The sequence below is a fragment of the Streptomyces sp. NPDC090077 genome (genome assembly GCF_044747545.1).
Taxonomy (GTDB): domain Bacteria; phylum Actinomycetota; class Actinomycetes; order Streptomycetales; family Streptomycetaceae; genus Streptomyces.
In genome coordinates this window covers 38943-53281 of sequence record NZ_JBIVEG010000021.1, presented here as the reverse complement: position 1 = coordinate 53281, position 14339 = coordinate 38943, and the positions used below count along the sequence as shown (strand labels likewise).

The following is a 14339-nucleotide window of genomic DNA, read 5'->3' as shown; positions in this document are numbered from 1 at the left end:
GGCCCCGCGTGCGCAACAAGCGCTGTATGCAGGCTTATTGACTTCGACACAAACGCCAGCCGACTACTCCCTGTAATACGTGAGAGGGGTACTGGATCCCCCGCTCAGCTCGCGGACCAGGCCCCCGTCGGGCAGCAGCCGCAGCCGGCTCCAGCCGCCCGGGGTACAGGTCGGAGCGGCTCCGGAGGTGACGGCGGAGGCGTCGAGCTCCACCGGGTCGGGGCCGCTGCGCAGGGCGGCCCGCCAGGAGCAGGAGTAGGCCGGGTGCTCGACGCTCAGGGTCATGACGGGGTCGCCGACGGCTCCGGGGGTGAGGGTCAGGCGCCAGTCGGCGGAGCCGGACGAGGCCCGCCAGGTGCCGGCGTAGGACTGGGGGAGCCGGCCGGTCCCGGTTCCGCTTCCGGGGCTCCCGGCGGAGCCGGATCCGGAACCCGCTGTGGAGGGACCCGGCGCGGAGGGGCCCGTTGCGGTGGCGCCGGAGGCGGTGCCGCCGGGGGCCGTGACCGGGGGCCGGGGTGCGGAGCCCCCGCTCATCACCGCGTACACCGTGCCGCCCGCCGCCGCCGCGACCACGACGGCCACCGCGACGAGCAGCGCCGTCGACACGCTGCCCGTACGCGCCGCGGGCGGCGGTGGGGCCGGCGGCGCCACCGGCCGCGGCCCGTACGGCTGGACGGGGACCGGGGGACCGGCGGTGACCGCCGCCGCGAGGGTGGCGGGGACGGTGCGCGGAGCGTCCGGCAGCGGCGCGGGCGGCGGCACCGGCCACGGCCCGGGCATCGGCCCGGGAGCCGGCTCCGGCTGCCGGGGGCCCTCCGCCGGCCCGGAGTCCTCGCGGTCGAGGAGCTGCGCGGCCTGCCGGCCGAGCTGGGCCACGAGCGGCGCCGGGAGCCAGGGTTCCAGCGCCCGGCCCCCGGCCACGGTGTCGCCCGCCCCCACCCGGGCCAGGACGGCCCCCGGGCCGGGCCGTGCGGCGGGGTCCTTGTGCAGGCAGTCCGCGACGAGCCCGCGCAGTTCGGCCGGTACGCCGTCCAGGTCCGGTTCGGCTTCGACGATGCGCAGCAGCAGCCCGGCGGTCCCGCCGGGGTGTTCCGCGTCGCCGAACGGCAGCCGCCCGGTGGCCGCGTAGGCCAGCACGGCGCCGAGGCAGAAGACGTCGCAGGCCGGGGTGACGGGTCCGCCGCGCACCTGCTCGGGGGCCATGAAGCCGGGGGAGCCGACCAGTTGCCCGGTCCGGGTCAGCCCGCCGTCGGGCTCGTCCAGGGGGCGGGCGATGCCGAAGTCGATGACGCGGGGTCCGTCGATGGTGAGCAGTACGTTGGACGGCTTCAGGTCGCGGTGGATCAGGTCGGCGCGGTGGATGTCCTGGAGGGCGCCGGCGAGTCCGGCCGCGAGGATCCGTACGGTGCGGGCGGGCAGCGGGCCGAAGTCGCGGGCCACGACCTGGCGCAGGCTCGGTCCGGCGATGTAGCCGGTGGCGAACCAGGGGGTCGCCGCCTCGGTGTCGGCGTCGAGGACGGGCGCGGTCCAGGCGCCGCCGACGCGCCGGGCGGCGGAGACCTCCTGGCGGAACCGGGAGCGGAACTCCTCGCGGAGGGCCAGGCCGGGGTGGACGAGCTTGACGGCGACGGTGCGGCCGCGGTCGGAGCGGGCGAGGTAGACCTGGCCCATGCCGCCGGCCCCGAGGCGGGACAGCAGGCGGTAGGGGCCGATGCGGTGCGGGTCGGTGGGGTGGAGCTGCTCCATCGCCGGGTGGTCCCTTCCCCCTGGGCTGGCCGGACGGGGCGAGCGTAGTGCGGTGCGCTCCGCGGGGGGAGGGGGAACGGGGGTTTGCCCCTGCCCCGGCCGGGCGGTTCCGGGGTGCGGCGCGGGGGCGGGCCGGGGCCGGGACCGGCACCCCGTCCCGTCCCCGGCCCCTCCGTTGCGCGTCCGCCGGGTCAGGCGCCGTCCCGGTGTTCCGCCGTGACCGCCGCCAGCGCCGCCGAGAGCCGGTCCAGTACGGCGACCGTCTCCGCGAAGCCGGCTTCGCCGAGGGCCTCCGTCAGCCGGGCGGCCAGTTCGGCGTGGCCCGGTTCGATGCGGGCGATCGCGGCCCGGCCCTCCTCCGTCGGGCGGAGCAGCTTCGCGCGGCGGTGGGCCGGGTTGGGGACGTACTCGGCGAGGCCCTGGGCGGCCAGCAGGTCGGCCACGCGCTGCACGCTCTGGCGGGTGATGCCCATGGTCCTGGCGATGCCCGCCACGGGCAGAGGCTCCGTCAGCACCGCGCCCAGCACCTGCCACCACGCCGCCGTCAGCCCGGCCGGGCGGGCCAGTTCCTCGGAGACGGAGAGGAACTGGCCGTTGAGGTGGAAGACGCCCAGGGCGGTGCGGCTGAGCAGGTCCTGCCGCTCCCGCCCGGACAGCGGTTCAGGCATCGCCGGCCTCCGCCGCCGCCATCAGCACCGGGAACGCGCTCGGGTCGGAGTCGTGGAAGAGCCGGTACCAGGCGTCGAGGACGTCCGGCTTGTAGACGCCGAGCCGGGCGAAGACCTCCCGGGCGAAGGCCACCGGTTCGGTCGGGCCCGCCGTGATGAGGTCCCCGCCCGTCACGGCGTCGGCCTCCACGTACTGTCCGGCGCCCGCGTACCCGGGCTGCTCCGCGAGGTAGAACGAGACCGCGCTGGTGTGCGGGCGGTCGTCCAGCAGGCCCTCCCGGGCCAGGCCCGCCGTGGCTCCGCAGATGGCCGCGACCGGTACCCCGGCGGCCAGGAACTCGCGGGCCTTGGCCGCGAAGGGGGCGAGCTCGTCGCCGGAGTCCCACAGCTCGGCGCCGGTCAGGATCAGCAGCGAGGAGTCCTCGGGGCGCAGGTCGGCGAGGGACAGGTCGGGCAGGATCCGGACGCCGCCCATCGTGGTCACCGGGGTGTCGGCGGCGAAGCCGACCGTGCGGACCCGGTGGCCGCGCTGGGCGAGGTGGGCGGTGGTGTGTCCGGTCTCCCAGTCCGCCCAGGTGTCGTAGACCGCGAGGTGGACGGGCTTGGCGGGGGTCTCGGTCATGGTGCGCCTCCAGTGGTTCCGGTGGTTCCAGTGGTTCCGGCCGGCGGGCCGGACGAGCGGTATGACAGAAGACTGTCATCTTGGGAGTGTGCTGTCAACGAATATCCCGGCAGACAGACTGCCGAGAGCGGCCCCCCACCCCCATACAGTCCGCCGATATCCCTTCCCACCTGCGCACTTCTAGCGTGACCGCATGACCCCTCATGTCACCGGCGCGACCGTCAAGGCCGCCGACCGCGCTCACGTCTTCCACTCGTGGTCCGCCCAGGCCCTGATCGACCCGCTGGCCGTCGCCGGGGCCGAGGGCTCGTACTTCTGGGACTACGACGGGAACCGCTTCCTCGACTTCTCCTCCCAGCTCGTCAACACCAACATCGGCCACCAGCACCCCAAGGTGGTCGCGGCCGTGCAGGAGCAGGCCGCCAGGCTCTGCACCCTCGCGCCCGGTTTCGCCGTCGACGTCCGCTCCGAGGCCGCACGCCTCATCGCCGAGCGCACTCCCGGCGACCTCGACAAGATCTTCTTCACCAACGGCGGCGCCGAGGCCGTGGAGAACGCCGTGCGCATGGCCCGGCTGCACACCGGCCGGCAGAAGGTGCTCTCCGCGTACCGCTCGTACCACGGGGCCACCGCCGCCGCGATCAACCTGACCGGCGACCCGCGCCGCTGGCCCTCGGACACCGCCTCCGCCGGCGTCGTCCACTTCTGGGGCCCGTTCCTCTACCGCTCGCCCTTCCACGCGACCACCGAGCAGGAGGAGTGCGAGCGCGCCCTCGCCCACCTCGCCGACACGATCGCCTTCGAGGGACCGGCGTCCATCGCCGCGATCATCCTGGAGTCGGTGCCCGGCACCGCCGGGATCATGACCCCGCCGCCCGGCTACCTGGCCGGCGTGCGCGAGCTCTGCGACCGGTACGGCATCGTCTTCATCCTCGACGAGGTCATGTCGGGCTTCGGGCGCACCGGCAAGTGGTTCGCCGCCGAGCACTGGGACGTCACCCCCGACCTGATCACCTTCGCCAAGGGCGTCAACAGCGGCTACGTGCCGCTCGGCGGCGTCGCCATCTCCGCCGCCATCGCCGAGACCTTCGCCACCCGTCCCTACCCGGGCGGACTGACGTACTCCGGCCACCCCCTGGCCTGTGCCGCCGCCGTCGCGACGATCAACGCGATGGAGGAGGAGGACATCGTCGGGAACGCCGCGCGCATCGGGGCCGAGGTCATCGCCCCCGGGCTGGCCGACCTGGCCGAGCGCCACCCCTCCGTCGGGGAGGTCCGCGGCCTCGGCGTCTTCTGGGCGCTGGAACTCGTACGCGACAAGGAGACGCGCGAGCCGCTCGTTCCGTACAACGCCTCCGGCGCCGACAACGCCCCCATGGCCGCATTCGCGGCGGCCTGCAAGGCGTCCGGTCTGTGGCCGTTCGTCAACATGAACCGGACGCACGTCGTGCCGCCGTGCACGGTCACGGAAGCCGAGGCCAAGGAGGGCCTGGCGCTCCTCGACGAGGCGCTGACGGTGGCCGACCGGCACACCGCCGGCGCCTGACGATCCGGATAGCGGGCGCTATGTCCGCATTCCGGCCGTAGACCGCTCGGTTTCGGCCGCGCTGCCTGGCCTAAGGTGTCCGAAGTTCTACTGAGGAGACGGACCCCTATGCCAGGCAGCCGGAGCGGAGGTGTCACCCGCAACACCCTTCGGCAGCAGATCGCGGACGCGCTGTGTGACGAGGTGCTCGCGGGGCGTCTCCCCCCGGGGACCGAGTTCACGGTCAAGCAGATCGCCGAGCAGTACGAGGTCTCCGCGACCCCGGTCCGCGAGGCGCTGGTCGACCTCTCGGCGCAGGGGCTGCTGGAATCGGTGCAGCACCGGGGCTTCCGCGTGCGGGCCTTCACCGTCGACGACTTCCGGGGAATGATCGAGGCCCGGACGCTGGTGCTCGACGGCATCTTCCGGCGCCTCGCCGAACGCGGCACCCCGCCCGGCACGGGTGAACTGCTGGTGTCCGTGCGCCGCCGCGCGGAGGAGGCGCGGCGGGCCGCGCACAGCGGTTCGCTCGAAGTGCTGATCGGCTACGACCTGCGCTTCTGGCGGGAGCTCAGCGAGCTGGTCGGCAACGCCTACATCTCGGACTTCCTGCACCGCATCCGCGTGCAGTGCTGGGTCTTCTCGGTCCCGCACCTCCAGGGGGCCCAGGAGCTGCGGGACGCGCTGTGGGACGGGCACAACGAGCTGGTGGACGCGGTGACGCTGGCCGACGCCGACGAGGTGCGCCGCCTCGTGCGCGCGTACAACCAGCACGGGCTGGACTGGGCCGCCCGCCTCTGACGCCGCCGGTCCGCCCGCCCGGGTTCTGCGCACCCCTTCGCGGAGCGTGTCCGGCGCATTACTCTGGCCCGATCGGCGGCAACGACTGATCGGAGCCCGCGTGGCCTGTGACCTGTGGCTGGTCCCCCTTGTCGACGTGCTGTGCCACAGCCCCGACAACCCCTTCGCGGAAGAGATCGCCTCGTACGACAAGGCGCTGGGCGAGGCGGGTCTGCCGTCGGTGCCCGTGTTCGCGTACATGCCCGGCCTGAGCGGGGACGTGGCCCCGGTGGCCGGCTTCGACTACGACGCCCTGCACTTCCTGCGGCGGGCGTACCTGCTGCAGATCTGCGGGCTGCCGGTGACGCCGGTGGACGAGCTGGGCGGGGACTACGAGCAGCTGCTGGAGATGTTCGAGGCCACGGCCCAGCAGTCCCACCTGGTGTGGCACTACGACCACGCGGGGGCGTACGTCCCGGTGGACTTCGCGGCTCCGCTGGCCAACGAGGAGCTGCTCGCCGGCGGCGGCCCGCTGGGGTCGGCCCAGGGCCTGCTGCGGGAGCTGGCCGTCGTGGCCCCCGCGATCGGGATAGACCCGGCGAACCCGCCCGCCGCGCCGGCGCCGCCCGGGGGGCCGACCGCGCTGGAGGAGCCCGCGGGACCCATTCCGTACGACGAGAGCCCCTTCGCCCGGGAGCGGCACGTGTGGCTGGGCCTGCACGCGGCGGCGACCCGCAGCCTGGGCCAGGGCTCGATGATCATCTTCAGCTGAGCGGCGCCGGCCCCGTACCGGTACGGCCCCGTCGGCGCGCCGCCCCCGTGAGCGGCGCGCCGCGGGACTCAGCGCGGCTGCTCCGGAGGCCGCTGGCGCGGCATGTTCGGGCGGGTCCCCGGCGGCAGCGGGAAGCGGGCCGGGGGGACGCCCGGGTCCGGGCGGGCCGGAGCCCCGGCCAGGGACTGCATCAGCAGCGGCGCCGGACCCGCGCGGAACTCCACCATCCAGTCGGCCGTCTCCGAGCGCACGAGTTCCGTGACGTCCTCCGAGAAGCGGCGCAGCACCGTCAGGCACCGCTCGGCGGCCTCGCTGGCCGTCCCCTCGGTGGGCCCCAGCACCTCGCGCACGTTCTCCGAGGCCCAGTCGAACTGGAGGGTCTGCAGCCGCCGCTGCACCGCCTGCGCCGTCGCCACGTCCCGCATCCACCCGGACGTCAGCCCGAAGAACCGGTCGCAGGCCATGCAGGCCGCGGCCAGCAGCAGCGACAGGTAGCCGTACGGGGCCGCCCCCGGCGCCGAGCCCGTCAGCTCCAGCAGCGGCATCGCCGCGCCCGTGACGGCGCCCACGGCCGCCCCCGCGCGCAGCGCCCGCGCGCCCCGGCGCTTCCACGCCCGGTCGGACAGGTACCACTCCGCCGTGCGCAGCGCATCGGCCTCCACCCGCCGGTAGAGCTCGTCGAGCCGCTCGGCGGGCTCCCCCCAGTCCCCGAGAGGGAACGGCCGGCCGGTAAGGTCGCCGTCCTCTGCGGGATCCCGGGGTGGCCCCTCGGGCTGCATCTCCGGCTGACTCACCCGGCACTCCCTCTGCCTGCGCTGACGTGTGGTGCGCGTGTGCGCAATGGTGCGCATGCTCTTCCTACCTTCGAATGACGCGCGATGGACAACGAATCCCGGGTTTTCCGCCCACAAGGAGGGCTCCATCAGGCACGCGCACGCCCCGTCTCTCACCCGAAAGAGTTGGTCCTCCCGGCGTAGGGCGCGGCGCCCGGGGAGCACGTAGGCTCGGATTGACCAAGCCTTCCCCGAAGGCGATCCGCAGCCGTTTCGACGTACGGAGTGAGTACCTGTGATTCCCGGTGGTGGCCAGCCCGACATGATGCAGCTGCTCCAGCAGGCCCAGAAGATGCAGCAGGACCTCGCCGCGGCGCAGGAGGAGCTCGCCGTGGCCGAGGTGGAGGGCCAGGCGGGCGGCGGCCTCGTGCGGGCGACCGTCACCGGTTCCGGTGAACTGCGCGCCCTCGTCATCGACCCGAAGGCCGTGGACCCGGAAGACACCGAGACCCTCGCCGACCTGGTGGTCGCGGCGGTCCAGGCCGCCAACGAGAACGCTCAGGCGCTCCAGCAGCAGAAGCTGGGACCGCTGACCCAGTCCCTGGGCGGCGGCAGCGGCATCCCCGGCCTTCCCTTCTGATTCCTCCCGGAGGGCCCCGTCCCCCGCCCTCCACTACCCTCCATTCGCACCACTCGCAGAAACGAAAGAAGGCAGTCCGTTGTACGAAGGCGTGGTCCAGGACCTGATCGACGAGCTGGGCAGGCTGCCCGGCGTCGGGCCCAAGAGCGCGCAGCGGATCGCCTTCCACATCCTGCAGGCCGAGCCCACCGACGTCCGGCGCCTCGCGCACGCGCTGCTGGAGGTCAAGGAGAAGGTCCGGTTCTGCGCGGTGTGCGGGAACGTGGCGCAGGAGGAGCTGTGCGGGATCTGCCGTGATCCGCGCCGCGACCCGGCGGTCATCTGCGTGGTCGAGGAGCCGAAGGACGTCGTCGCCATCGAGCGGACCCGCGAGTTCCGGGGCAAGTACCACGTCCTCGGCGGGGCGATCAGCCCGATCGAGGGCGTCGGCCCCGACGACCTGCGCATCCGCGAGCTGCTGGCGCGACTGGCGGACGGGGCGGTCACCGAGCTGATCCTCGCGACCGACCCGAACCTGGAGGGCGAGGCCACCGCCACCTACCTCGCCCGCATGATCAAGCCTATGGGCCTGAAGGTCACCCGGCTGGCCAGCGGGCTCCCCGTCGGGGGAGACCTGGAGTACGCGGACGAGGTCACGCTCGGGCGGGCCTTTGAAGGAAGGCGACTTCTTGATGTCTGACGCAACGCTGCACGCCCTGGGACAGGATCCGGACGACTTCGCCGCCTCGATCGCGGACCAGATCGAGTCCTTCATCGTCGCGGTCACCGAGGTGGCCAAGGGCGAGGACCCGGACAGCGCCGTCCCCTTCCTCCTCCTGGAGGTGTCCCAGCTGCTGCTGGCGGGCGGCCGGCTGGGCGCGTACCAGGACGTCCTGCCCGAGGAGCGCTACGAGCCCGACCTGGGCCCGGAGCCGGACGTGGACGACCTGCGCGAGCGCTTCGCCCTGATGCTGGAGCCCGTCGACGTCTACTCCGAGGTCTTCGACCCGTACGAGCCGCGCAAGGCCCCGGTCGCGCACCGGATCTCCGACGACCTGGCCGACGTGGTCGCGGACCTGCGGCACGGGCTGATCCACCTCCAGGCGGGCCGGGTCACCGAGGCGCTGTGGTGGTGGCAGTTCTCGTACTTCACCAACTGGGGCCCGACGGCCTCGGCCATGCTGCGCGCCCTCCAGTCGCTGATCGCCCACGTCCGCCTCGACCAGCCGCTCGCGGCCCTGGACGGCCTGGACACGGACGAGGACCTGGCGGAGGACGAGCTCGCGGAGCAGGCCGGCGCGGTCATGGCCGAGGAACTCGGCCGTCTGGGCCGCAGGTAGTACGGTCCGGGGCGGCGGTTGCGGCCGGTTCCTGATGGTTCCGGCCGTTTCGCGGTGTCCGCGGGGCAACCGTTTCGCTGATCTTTTCATCTCATGATGTGGTACGAGGCGGTCGTATCCCGACTGCTCGTTAGACTGCACCCGCAATGAGACGGACCGAGCGAGGAGCGCACGTGGGCCTTGTCGTGCAGAAGTACGGAGGCTCCTCCGTAGCCGATGCCGAGGGCATCAAGCGCGTCGCCAAGCGGATCGTGGACACCAAGAAGAACGGCCACCAGGTGGTCGTCGTGGTTTCCGCGATGGGCGACACGACGGACGAGCTGATCGATCTCGCCGAGCAGGTATCCCCGATGCCTGCCGGGCGCGAATTCGACATGCTGCTGACCGCCGGAGAGCGGATCTCCATGGCCCTGCTGGCCATGGCGATCAAAAACCTGGGCCACGAGGCCCAGTCGTTCACCGGCAGCCAGGCAGGCGTGATCACCGACTCGGTCCACAACAAAGCGCGCATCATCGATGTGACGCCGGGCCGTATCCGCACCGCGCTGGACGAGGGCAACATCGCCATCGTCGCCGGCTTCCAGGGCGTGTCCGCGGACTCCAAGGACATCACCACCCTCGGCCGGGGCGGCTCGGACACCACCGCCGTCGCGCTCGCCGCGGCGCTGGACGCCGAGGTCTGCGAGATCTACACCGACGTCGACGGCGTCTTCACCGCGGACCCCCGCGTCGTGAAGAAGGCCAAGAAGATCGAGTGGATCTCCTCCGAGGACATGCTGGAGCTCGCGGCCTCCGGCTCCAAGGTGCTCCTGCACCGCTGCGTCGAGTACGCCCGCCGCTACAACATCCCGATCCACGTCCGTTCGTCCTTCTCCGGACTGCCGGGCACCTGGGTCAGCAACGAGAATCCGCAAGGGGACGCGCAGGTGGAGCACGCCATCATCTCCGGAGTCGCTCACGACGTCTCCGAGGCCAAGGTCACGGTCGTCGGCGTTCCGGACAAGCCGGGCGAGGCCGCGGCGATCTTCCGCGCCATCGCGGACGCCGAGATCAACATCGACATGATCGTCCAGAACGTGTCGGCGGCCTCCACGGGCCTGACGGACATCTCCTTCACCCTCCCCAAGGCCGAGGGCCACAAGGCCATCGACGCCCTGGAGAAGGCGAAGGCGCAGATCGGCTTCGAGTCGCTGCGCTACGACGACCAGATCGGCAAGATCTCCCTGGTCGGCGCGGGCATGAAGACCAACCCGGGCGTCACCGCCTCCTTCTTCCAGGCGCTGTCCGACGCGGGCGTCAACATCGAGCTGATCTCCACCTCCGAGATCCGCATCTCGGTCGTGACCCGCCAGGACGACGTCAACGCGGCCGTCATCGCCGTCCACACGGCCTTCGGCCTCGACTCCGACAGCGACGAGGCGGTCGTCTACGGAGGCACCGGACGATGAGTCCGCACCGGTCGGCCCCGGCCCCGGCGCTCGCCGTGGTCGGGGCGACCGGAGCGGTCGGATCGATCCTGCTCCAGATCCTGTCCCAGCGGGCGGACGTCTGGGGCGACATCCGCCTGATCGCCTCCCCGCGCTCGGCCGGCCGCGTGCTGGCCGTCCGCGGCGAGGAGACCGAGGTGCTCGCCCTCACCGAGGACGCCTTCGAGGGCCTCGGCGCGGGCGACGTCGTGCTCTTCCTGACCCCGGCCGAGGTGTCGGCGCACTGGGCCCCCGTGGCCACCGCGCGCGGTGCCGTCGTGGTGGACCAGTCCGCCGCCTTCCGGGAGGACCCCGAGGTGCCCCTGGTGGTGCCCGAGGTGAACGGCCACGCCGTACGCGTCCGCCCGCGCGGGATCGTCGCGGGCCCGGACTGCGTGACCGCCGCGATGATCGCCGCCGTGGGCGCGCTGCACGCCGAGTACGGGCTGGCCGAGCTGGCCGTCTCCTCGTACCAGGCCGCCAGCCGCTCGGGCCGGGCGGGCGCGGAGGCGCTGCGCAAGCAGCTGACCCAGGTCGCCGGGAGCCCCCTCGGAGAGCTGCCCGGGGACGTGCGCCGTGCCGTGGGCGAGGACACCGGGCCCTTCGCGGCGCCGCTCGCGCTGAACGTGGTGCCCTGGTCCGGTGAGCTGCGTGCGGACGGCTGGTCCTCGCACGAGCTGGCCGTACGGGCGGAGACCCGGCGGATCCTGGGCCTGGCATCGCTGCCGGTCGCCGTGACCTGCGTCCAGGTCCCGGTGGTGACCGGGCATTCCCTGACGGTGCGGGCCCGCTTCGAGCGGGAGGTGTCCGCGGCGCACGCCCGGGACGTCCTGGAGGCGGCGCCCGGGGTGGTCCTCGTCGACGATCCGGCGGCGGGGGAGTTCCCGACCCCGGCGGACGCGGCCGGTACCGATCCGGCCTGGGTGGGCCGGCTGAGGGGCTCGCTCGACGATCCGAGGGCGCTGGAATTCTTCGTGTGTGCGGACAATCTGCGCAAAGGTGCCGCCCTGAATGCCGTCCAGATCTCGGAACTGATCGCGGGTGAATTCGCGTAATCCGCTTTGTAGGATCGGCATCGATCCCTTGATCAAGGTGATGGACCGACTGCCGCCTGGACGAATGGGGCAATCGGGAAGAGCGGGTACGCATGAAGGCAATGGGGAAATTGCTGAATACTCTGCCTCGCGCGTACAACCCTGACGGGGGGACGCGTGTCCAACGGGCGTGGCAGAGGCACTGTTGGACGTGGCCGTCCTACCGGCGCGCAGCGGGATCGTTCCCCCGCGCCGGCGCCCAGGCGCGCCCGGCGGCGGCTTTCCTGTGATCGTGCCCGTCCCGCCGGCCGGCATGCCGCACATCGCACCACCGACCCGGGGCGGCCGCGTGCCCTCGCCCCGCGATAGCGCGGACACCACCACGACCCCGCAGCCGGCGGAGACCCTCCCGCCCGGGGCCCTGATACCCGGGGCCCCGGAACCGGCGGGCCCTGCGCAGGAGGGCCCGACGCCGGCCGGGGCCGACGCCGAGCGGCCGGTCGTGGCCGGTACCACCGTCGACCACCTCACCGAGACCTACCAGGCCCACTACCGCTCCCTCCTGGGCCTGGCCGCGCTCCTCCTCGACGACACCGCCTCCTGCGAGGACGTGGTCCAGGAGGCCTTCATCCGTGTCCACTCGGCCCGCAACCGGGTGCGGGACCGCGACAAGACCCTGGCCTATCTGCGCCAGACCGTCGTCAACCTCTCGCGTTCCGCGCTGCGCCGCCGCATCCTCGGCCTGAAGCTGCTGTCGAAGCCGATGCCGGACATGGCCAGCGCCGAGGAGGGGGCGTACGACCAGCTGGAGCGCGACGACCTGATCAGGGCGATGCGCGGACTCCAGCGCCGCCAGCGCGAGGTGCTCGTCCTGCGCTACTTCGCGGACATGACGGAGGTCCAGGTCGCCGAGACGCTCGGGATATCGCTCGGCTCGGTCAAGGCGTACGGATCGCGGGGCATTGCCGCGCTGCGGGTGGCGATGGAGGCTGCGCAGTCATGAGGGACGACCACGAGAACCTGCCCGGCCCCGCCGGGACGGCCACGGCCGACGAACAGCTGCTGCGCGGCCTGTTCGCCGGAGCCGTACAGGGGCTGGAGCCCTCCGAGGGGGCCCTGGAACGGCTGCGGCACGCGGTGCCCGCGCGCCGGGCCCGCAAGCGGCAGGCCCTCCTGGCCACGGCCGCGGTGGCGCTGCTGGCGGGTACCGCGATCCCGGCCGCGCTGCACCTGAACGCCGACGAGGGAGCGGTGGCCGGGCACTCGGCCATGGCCGGACACGGGGAGTCGCAGGGCCCCCGGACGGGCGCCGCCCAGGACCCGCGCCAGAACGGTTCCGGCGCCGTGGCGGGGCCCCGGCCGGTGGGGTCCCCGGGCAGGGGCCAGGAGACGGGCGGCGGGACGCAGCAGCTCCCGCAGGCGGACGGCTCCCCGACGGGCGGTACGGTCGCGGGTCCCTCCAGTGCCGCGGCGGGCGCCCCCACGGGCGGCGCCGGCCATGGACCGCTGCCCCCGGTGGGCGCGGCGCCCGGCGCGCCGGGGTGCACCGCCGACCAGCTGGGCGTGTCGGGCAGTGCCCGCGCCCCCGAGACCGACGGCAAGGTCTACGGCAGCTTCAAGGTCACCAACGTCTCGGCCCGCGGATGCACCGTCTCCGGTCCGGACACCGTGACGGCCGCCTCCGTGGCGCAGCCCGGCCCGCCGCCCCTGCCGGCGGCCGCGCCGCCGGTGACGGTGACCGGCCACACGGCGGGGGACCCGGCGAGCGCGCTGCTCCCCGACCCGTCCGCCGAGGCGCCGGTGCTGCTGCTCCAGCCCAACACCGCCTACGAGGTGCGGTTCGCCTGGGTGCCCTCCGACCGGTCCTGCCCGGCGGCGAAGCCCGCGCCGTCGCTCAAGCCGCAGCAGGAGGGCGGCGGGGCACAGCCCCCGGCCGACCGGCAGGCCGGCGGCGCGGCGGACGGCACGGCCTCTGCTCCGGAGCCCGCGGGCGCCGCGGGGACCCCCGCCAAGGAACCGCAGACCGGCTCCAGGAGCCCGGAAGCGGCCGGCGTGGAGGTCTCCCACACCCCGGGCCCGGGCGCCCCCGTCACCCAGACCACCATCCCGGCGGCCTGCGGCGGCACGGTCTACCGCACGGGCCTCATTCCGCCGGGCGCGCCGTAGCCGGCTCCGGTTCTCCGGCCGCGCCCGCGGGCGCGGCCGGGGAACCGGCGGGCAGCAGTCCCGCCTCGGCGTCGCGCAGGGTCTCCACCTCGCGCCGGTAGAGCCGGAACCACATGAAGAGCACGAAGGCGACGAAGACGAACCACTCGCCGGTGTAGCCGAGGTTCTGGAAGGCCTTCAGGTCCAGCCCGGTGTTGTTCGGCGCCTTCGCGGGCACCGGGGTCATCCCGTCCACCGGCGTCTGCACCGTGAGCCAGGCGTCGTACAGCGGCTCGTGCACCAGGTTGACCAGCGTGGCCGCCCCGATCACCCCGAGCTGGCCCTGCGGCAGCCCGCCCTGTGCGTGCACGCCCTTGGTGCCCGAGTTCTCCGAGGACTGCAGGGCCCCCGTCACCTCGACCCGCCCGGCCGGCGGGGCCGGGGCCTTCGCCGGGTCGGCCGGCCCCGGCAGCCAGCCCCGGACCACCGGGACCGTCTTCCCGGAGTCGGTCCGCAGCAGGGTCAGGACGTAGAAGCCGGGCTTCCCGCCGAGGTCCCGTTCGGGGACGAGCAGCTGCTGCCCGTACTCGCCGGCCGTGGAGGCCAGCCGTCCCGAGGTCCTGGTGTCCACGGGGAGCAGCGAGTCCAGGGGCTCGGCCGCCAGGTCGGCCGGCCGCTCGGCCTGGGCCTCCTTGTGGCTGCCGACGCGGTCCTCGAACCGGCCGAGCTGCCAGGTCCCCATGAACAGGCAGAAGGGGATGGCGAGCGCGACGAAGACGTTGATCCCCCACCAGCGCGGGGTCAGGAGAAACCGGTGCACCCCACCAACGGTACGGGGGGTGCACCGGA

General features: G+C 73.6%; 15 protein-coding genes. 10 read left to right on the top strand and 5 right to left on the bottom strand.

What is annotated here, in order from left to right; all coding sequences use genetic code 11:
* Nucleotides 1–63: 63 nt before the first annotated feature.
* The 3 genes from ACIPW5_RS28430 to ACIPW5_RS28420 all read right to left on the bottom strand — a co-directional run bounded on the left by ACIPW5_RS28430 (nucleotide 64) and on the right by ACIPW5_RS28420 (nucleotide 3036).
* Nucleotides 64–1746 carry a serine/threonine-protein kinase gene (locus tag ACIPW5_RS28430; RefSeq protein WP_401250652.1) on the bottom strand — a complete coding sequence of 561 codons (1683 nt, stop codon included), beginning with the start codon at nucleotides 1744–1746 and terminating at the stop codon, nucleotides 64–66.
* A 191-nt stretch (nucleotides 1747–1937) separates the two neighbouring features.
* Nucleotides 1938–2414 (bottom strand): MarR family winged helix-turn-helix transcriptional regulator, encoded by a 477-nt coding sequence (locus tag ACIPW5_RS28425; protein WP_401250649.1) that lies wholly within the window; start codon nucleotides 2412–2414, stop codon nucleotides 1938–1940.
* Complete coding sequence (locus tag ACIPW5_RS28420) at nucleotides 2407–3036, bottom strand: DJ-1/PfpI family protein (RefSeq protein ID WP_401250646.1); 630 nt, start codon at nucleotides 3034–3036, stop codon at nucleotides 2407–2409. Before ACIPW5_RS28420 ends, ACIPW5_RS28425 begins: the two co-directional genes overlap by 8 nt.
* A 193-nt stretch (nucleotides 3037–3229) precedes the next feature.
* Here ACIPW5_RS28420 and ACIPW5_RS28415 point away from each other — a divergent pair, with 193 nt between their 5' ends.
* From ACIPW5_RS28415 to ACIPW5_RS28405, 3 genes are all read left to right on the top strand, one after another.
* On the top strand, nucleotides 3230–4582 hold the full coding sequence (locus tag ACIPW5_RS28415; protein WP_401250643.1) for an aspartate aminotransferase family protein: 1353 nt from the start codon (nucleotides 3230–3232) through the stop codon (nucleotides 4580–4582).
* Nucleotides 4583–4690: 108 nt separating this feature from the next.
* Nucleotides 4691–5362, top strand: a complete 672-nt coding sequence (locus ACIPW5_RS28410; RefSeq protein WP_401250640.1) for a GntR family transcriptional regulator — start codon at nucleotides 4691–4693, stop codon at nucleotides 5360–5362.
* A gap of 100 nt (nucleotides 5363–5462) precedes the next feature.
* Nucleotides 5463–6113 carry a hypothetical protein gene (locus ACIPW5_RS28405; protein ID WP_401250638.1) on the top strand — a complete coding sequence of 217 codons (651 nt, stop codon included), beginning with the start codon at nucleotides 5463–5465 and terminating at the stop codon, nucleotides 6111–6113.
* Nucleotides 6114–6181: 68 nt separating this feature from the next.
* Here the strand turns inward: ACIPW5_RS28405 and ACIPW5_RS28400 are convergent, their stop codons facing one another.
* Nucleotides 6182–6907, bottom strand: a complete 726-nt coding sequence (locus ACIPW5_RS28400; RefSeq protein WP_401250635.1) for an SLATT domain-containing protein — start codon at nucleotides 6905–6907, stop codon at nucleotides 6182–6184.
* Between the two features lie 274 nt (nucleotides 6908–7181).
* Between ACIPW5_RS28400 and ACIPW5_RS28395 the strand changes: the two genes are divergently transcribed.
* The 7 genes from ACIPW5_RS28395 (at nucleotide 7182) to ACIPW5_RS28365 (ending at nucleotide 13511) form a co-directional block, all read left to right on the top strand.
* The gene (locus ACIPW5_RS28395; RefSeq protein WP_401250632.1) at nucleotides 7182–7526 is read left to right on the top strand and encodes a YbaB/EbfC family nucleoid-associated protein; all 345 of its coding nucleotides are present in this window, start codon (nucleotides 7182–7184) and stop codon (nucleotides 7524–7526) included.
* Between the two features lie 79 nt (nucleotides 7527–7605).
* Complete coding sequence (recR, locus tag ACIPW5_RS28390; protein WP_401250629.1) at nucleotides 7606–8205, top strand: recombination mediator RecR; 600 nt, start codon at nucleotides 7606–7608, stop codon at nucleotides 8203–8205.
* Complete coding sequence (locus ACIPW5_RS28385; protein ID WP_401250626.1) at nucleotides 8198–8845, top strand: DUF5063 domain-containing protein; 648 nt, start codon at nucleotides 8198–8200, stop codon at nucleotides 8843–8845. The genes recR and ACIPW5_RS28385 overlap by 8 nt, the downstream gene beginning before the upstream one ends.
* A 173-nt stretch (nucleotides 8846–9018) precedes the next feature.
* Nucleotides 9019–10293: an aspartate kinase gene (locus tag ACIPW5_RS28380; protein WP_401250623.1), complete on the top strand. Its 1275-nt coding sequence runs from the start codon at nucleotides 9019–9021 to the stop codon at nucleotides 10291–10293.
* Nucleotides 10290–11366, top strand: a complete 1077-nt coding sequence (locus ACIPW5_RS28375) for an aspartate-semialdehyde dehydrogenase (RefSeq protein WP_401250620.1) — start codon at nucleotides 10290–10292, stop codon at nucleotides 11364–11366. Before ACIPW5_RS28380 ends, ACIPW5_RS28375 begins: the two co-directional genes overlap by 4 nt.
* Nucleotides 11367–11535: 169 nt before the next feature.
* Nucleotides 11536–12348: a SigE family RNA polymerase sigma factor gene (locus tag ACIPW5_RS28370; RefSeq protein WP_401250617.1), complete on the top strand. Its 813-nt coding sequence runs from the start codon at nucleotides 11536–11538 to the stop codon at nucleotides 12346–12348.
* Entirely contained in the window at nucleotides 12345–13511 is a 1167-nt protein-coding gene (locus tag ACIPW5_RS28365) for a hypothetical protein (RefSeq protein ID WP_401250615.1), read from the top strand. Before ACIPW5_RS28370 ends, ACIPW5_RS28365 begins: the two co-directional genes overlap by 4 nt.
* Here ACIPW5_RS28365 and ACIPW5_RS28360 read toward each other — a convergent pair.
* The gene (locus ACIPW5_RS28360; protein ID WP_401250612.1) at nucleotides 13489–14310 is read right to left on the bottom strand and encodes an SURF1 family protein; all 822 of its coding nucleotides are present in this window, start codon (nucleotides 14308–14310) and stop codon (nucleotides 13489–13491) included. The genes ACIPW5_RS28365 and ACIPW5_RS28360 overlap by 23 nt on opposite strands.
* Nucleotides 14311–14339: the final 29 nt, after the last annotated feature.

What these genes read in the sequence shown, in the direction of transcription:
- ACIPW5_RS28430 (WP_401250652.1), bottom strand. Translation starts at nt 1,746, where the DNA reads ATGGAGCAGCTCCACCCCACCGACCCGCACCGCATCGGCCCCTACCGC.
- ACIPW5_RS28425 (WP_401250649.1), bottom strand. Translation starts at nt 2,414, where the DNA reads ATGCCTGAACCGCTGTCCGGGCGGGAGCGGCAGGACCTGCTCAGCCGC.
- ACIPW5_RS28420 (WP_401250646.1), bottom strand. Translation starts at nt 3,036, where the DNA reads ATGACCGAGACCCCCGCCAAGCCCGTCCACCTCGCGGTCTACGACACC.
- ACIPW5_RS28415 (WP_401250643.1), top strand. Translation starts at nt 3,230, where the DNA reads ATGACCCCTCATGTCACCGGCGCGACCGTCAAGGCCGCCGACCGCGCT.
- ACIPW5_RS28410 (WP_401250640.1), top strand. Translation starts at nt 4,691, where the DNA reads ATGCCAGGCAGCCGGAGCGGAGGTGTCACCCGCAACACCCTTCGGCAG.
- ACIPW5_RS28385 (WP_401250626.1), top strand. Translation starts at nt 8,198, where the DNA reads ATGTCTGACGCAACGCTGCACGCCCTGGGACAGGATCCGGACGACTTC.
- ACIPW5_RS28375 (WP_401250620.1), top strand. Translation starts at nt 10,290, where the DNA reads ATGAGTCCGCACCGGTCGGCCCCGGCCCCGGCGCTCGCCGTGGTCGGG.
- ACIPW5_RS28365 (WP_401250615.1), top strand. Translation starts at nt 12,345, where the DNA reads ATGAGGGACGACCACGAGAACCTGCCCGGCCCCGCCGGGACGGCCACG.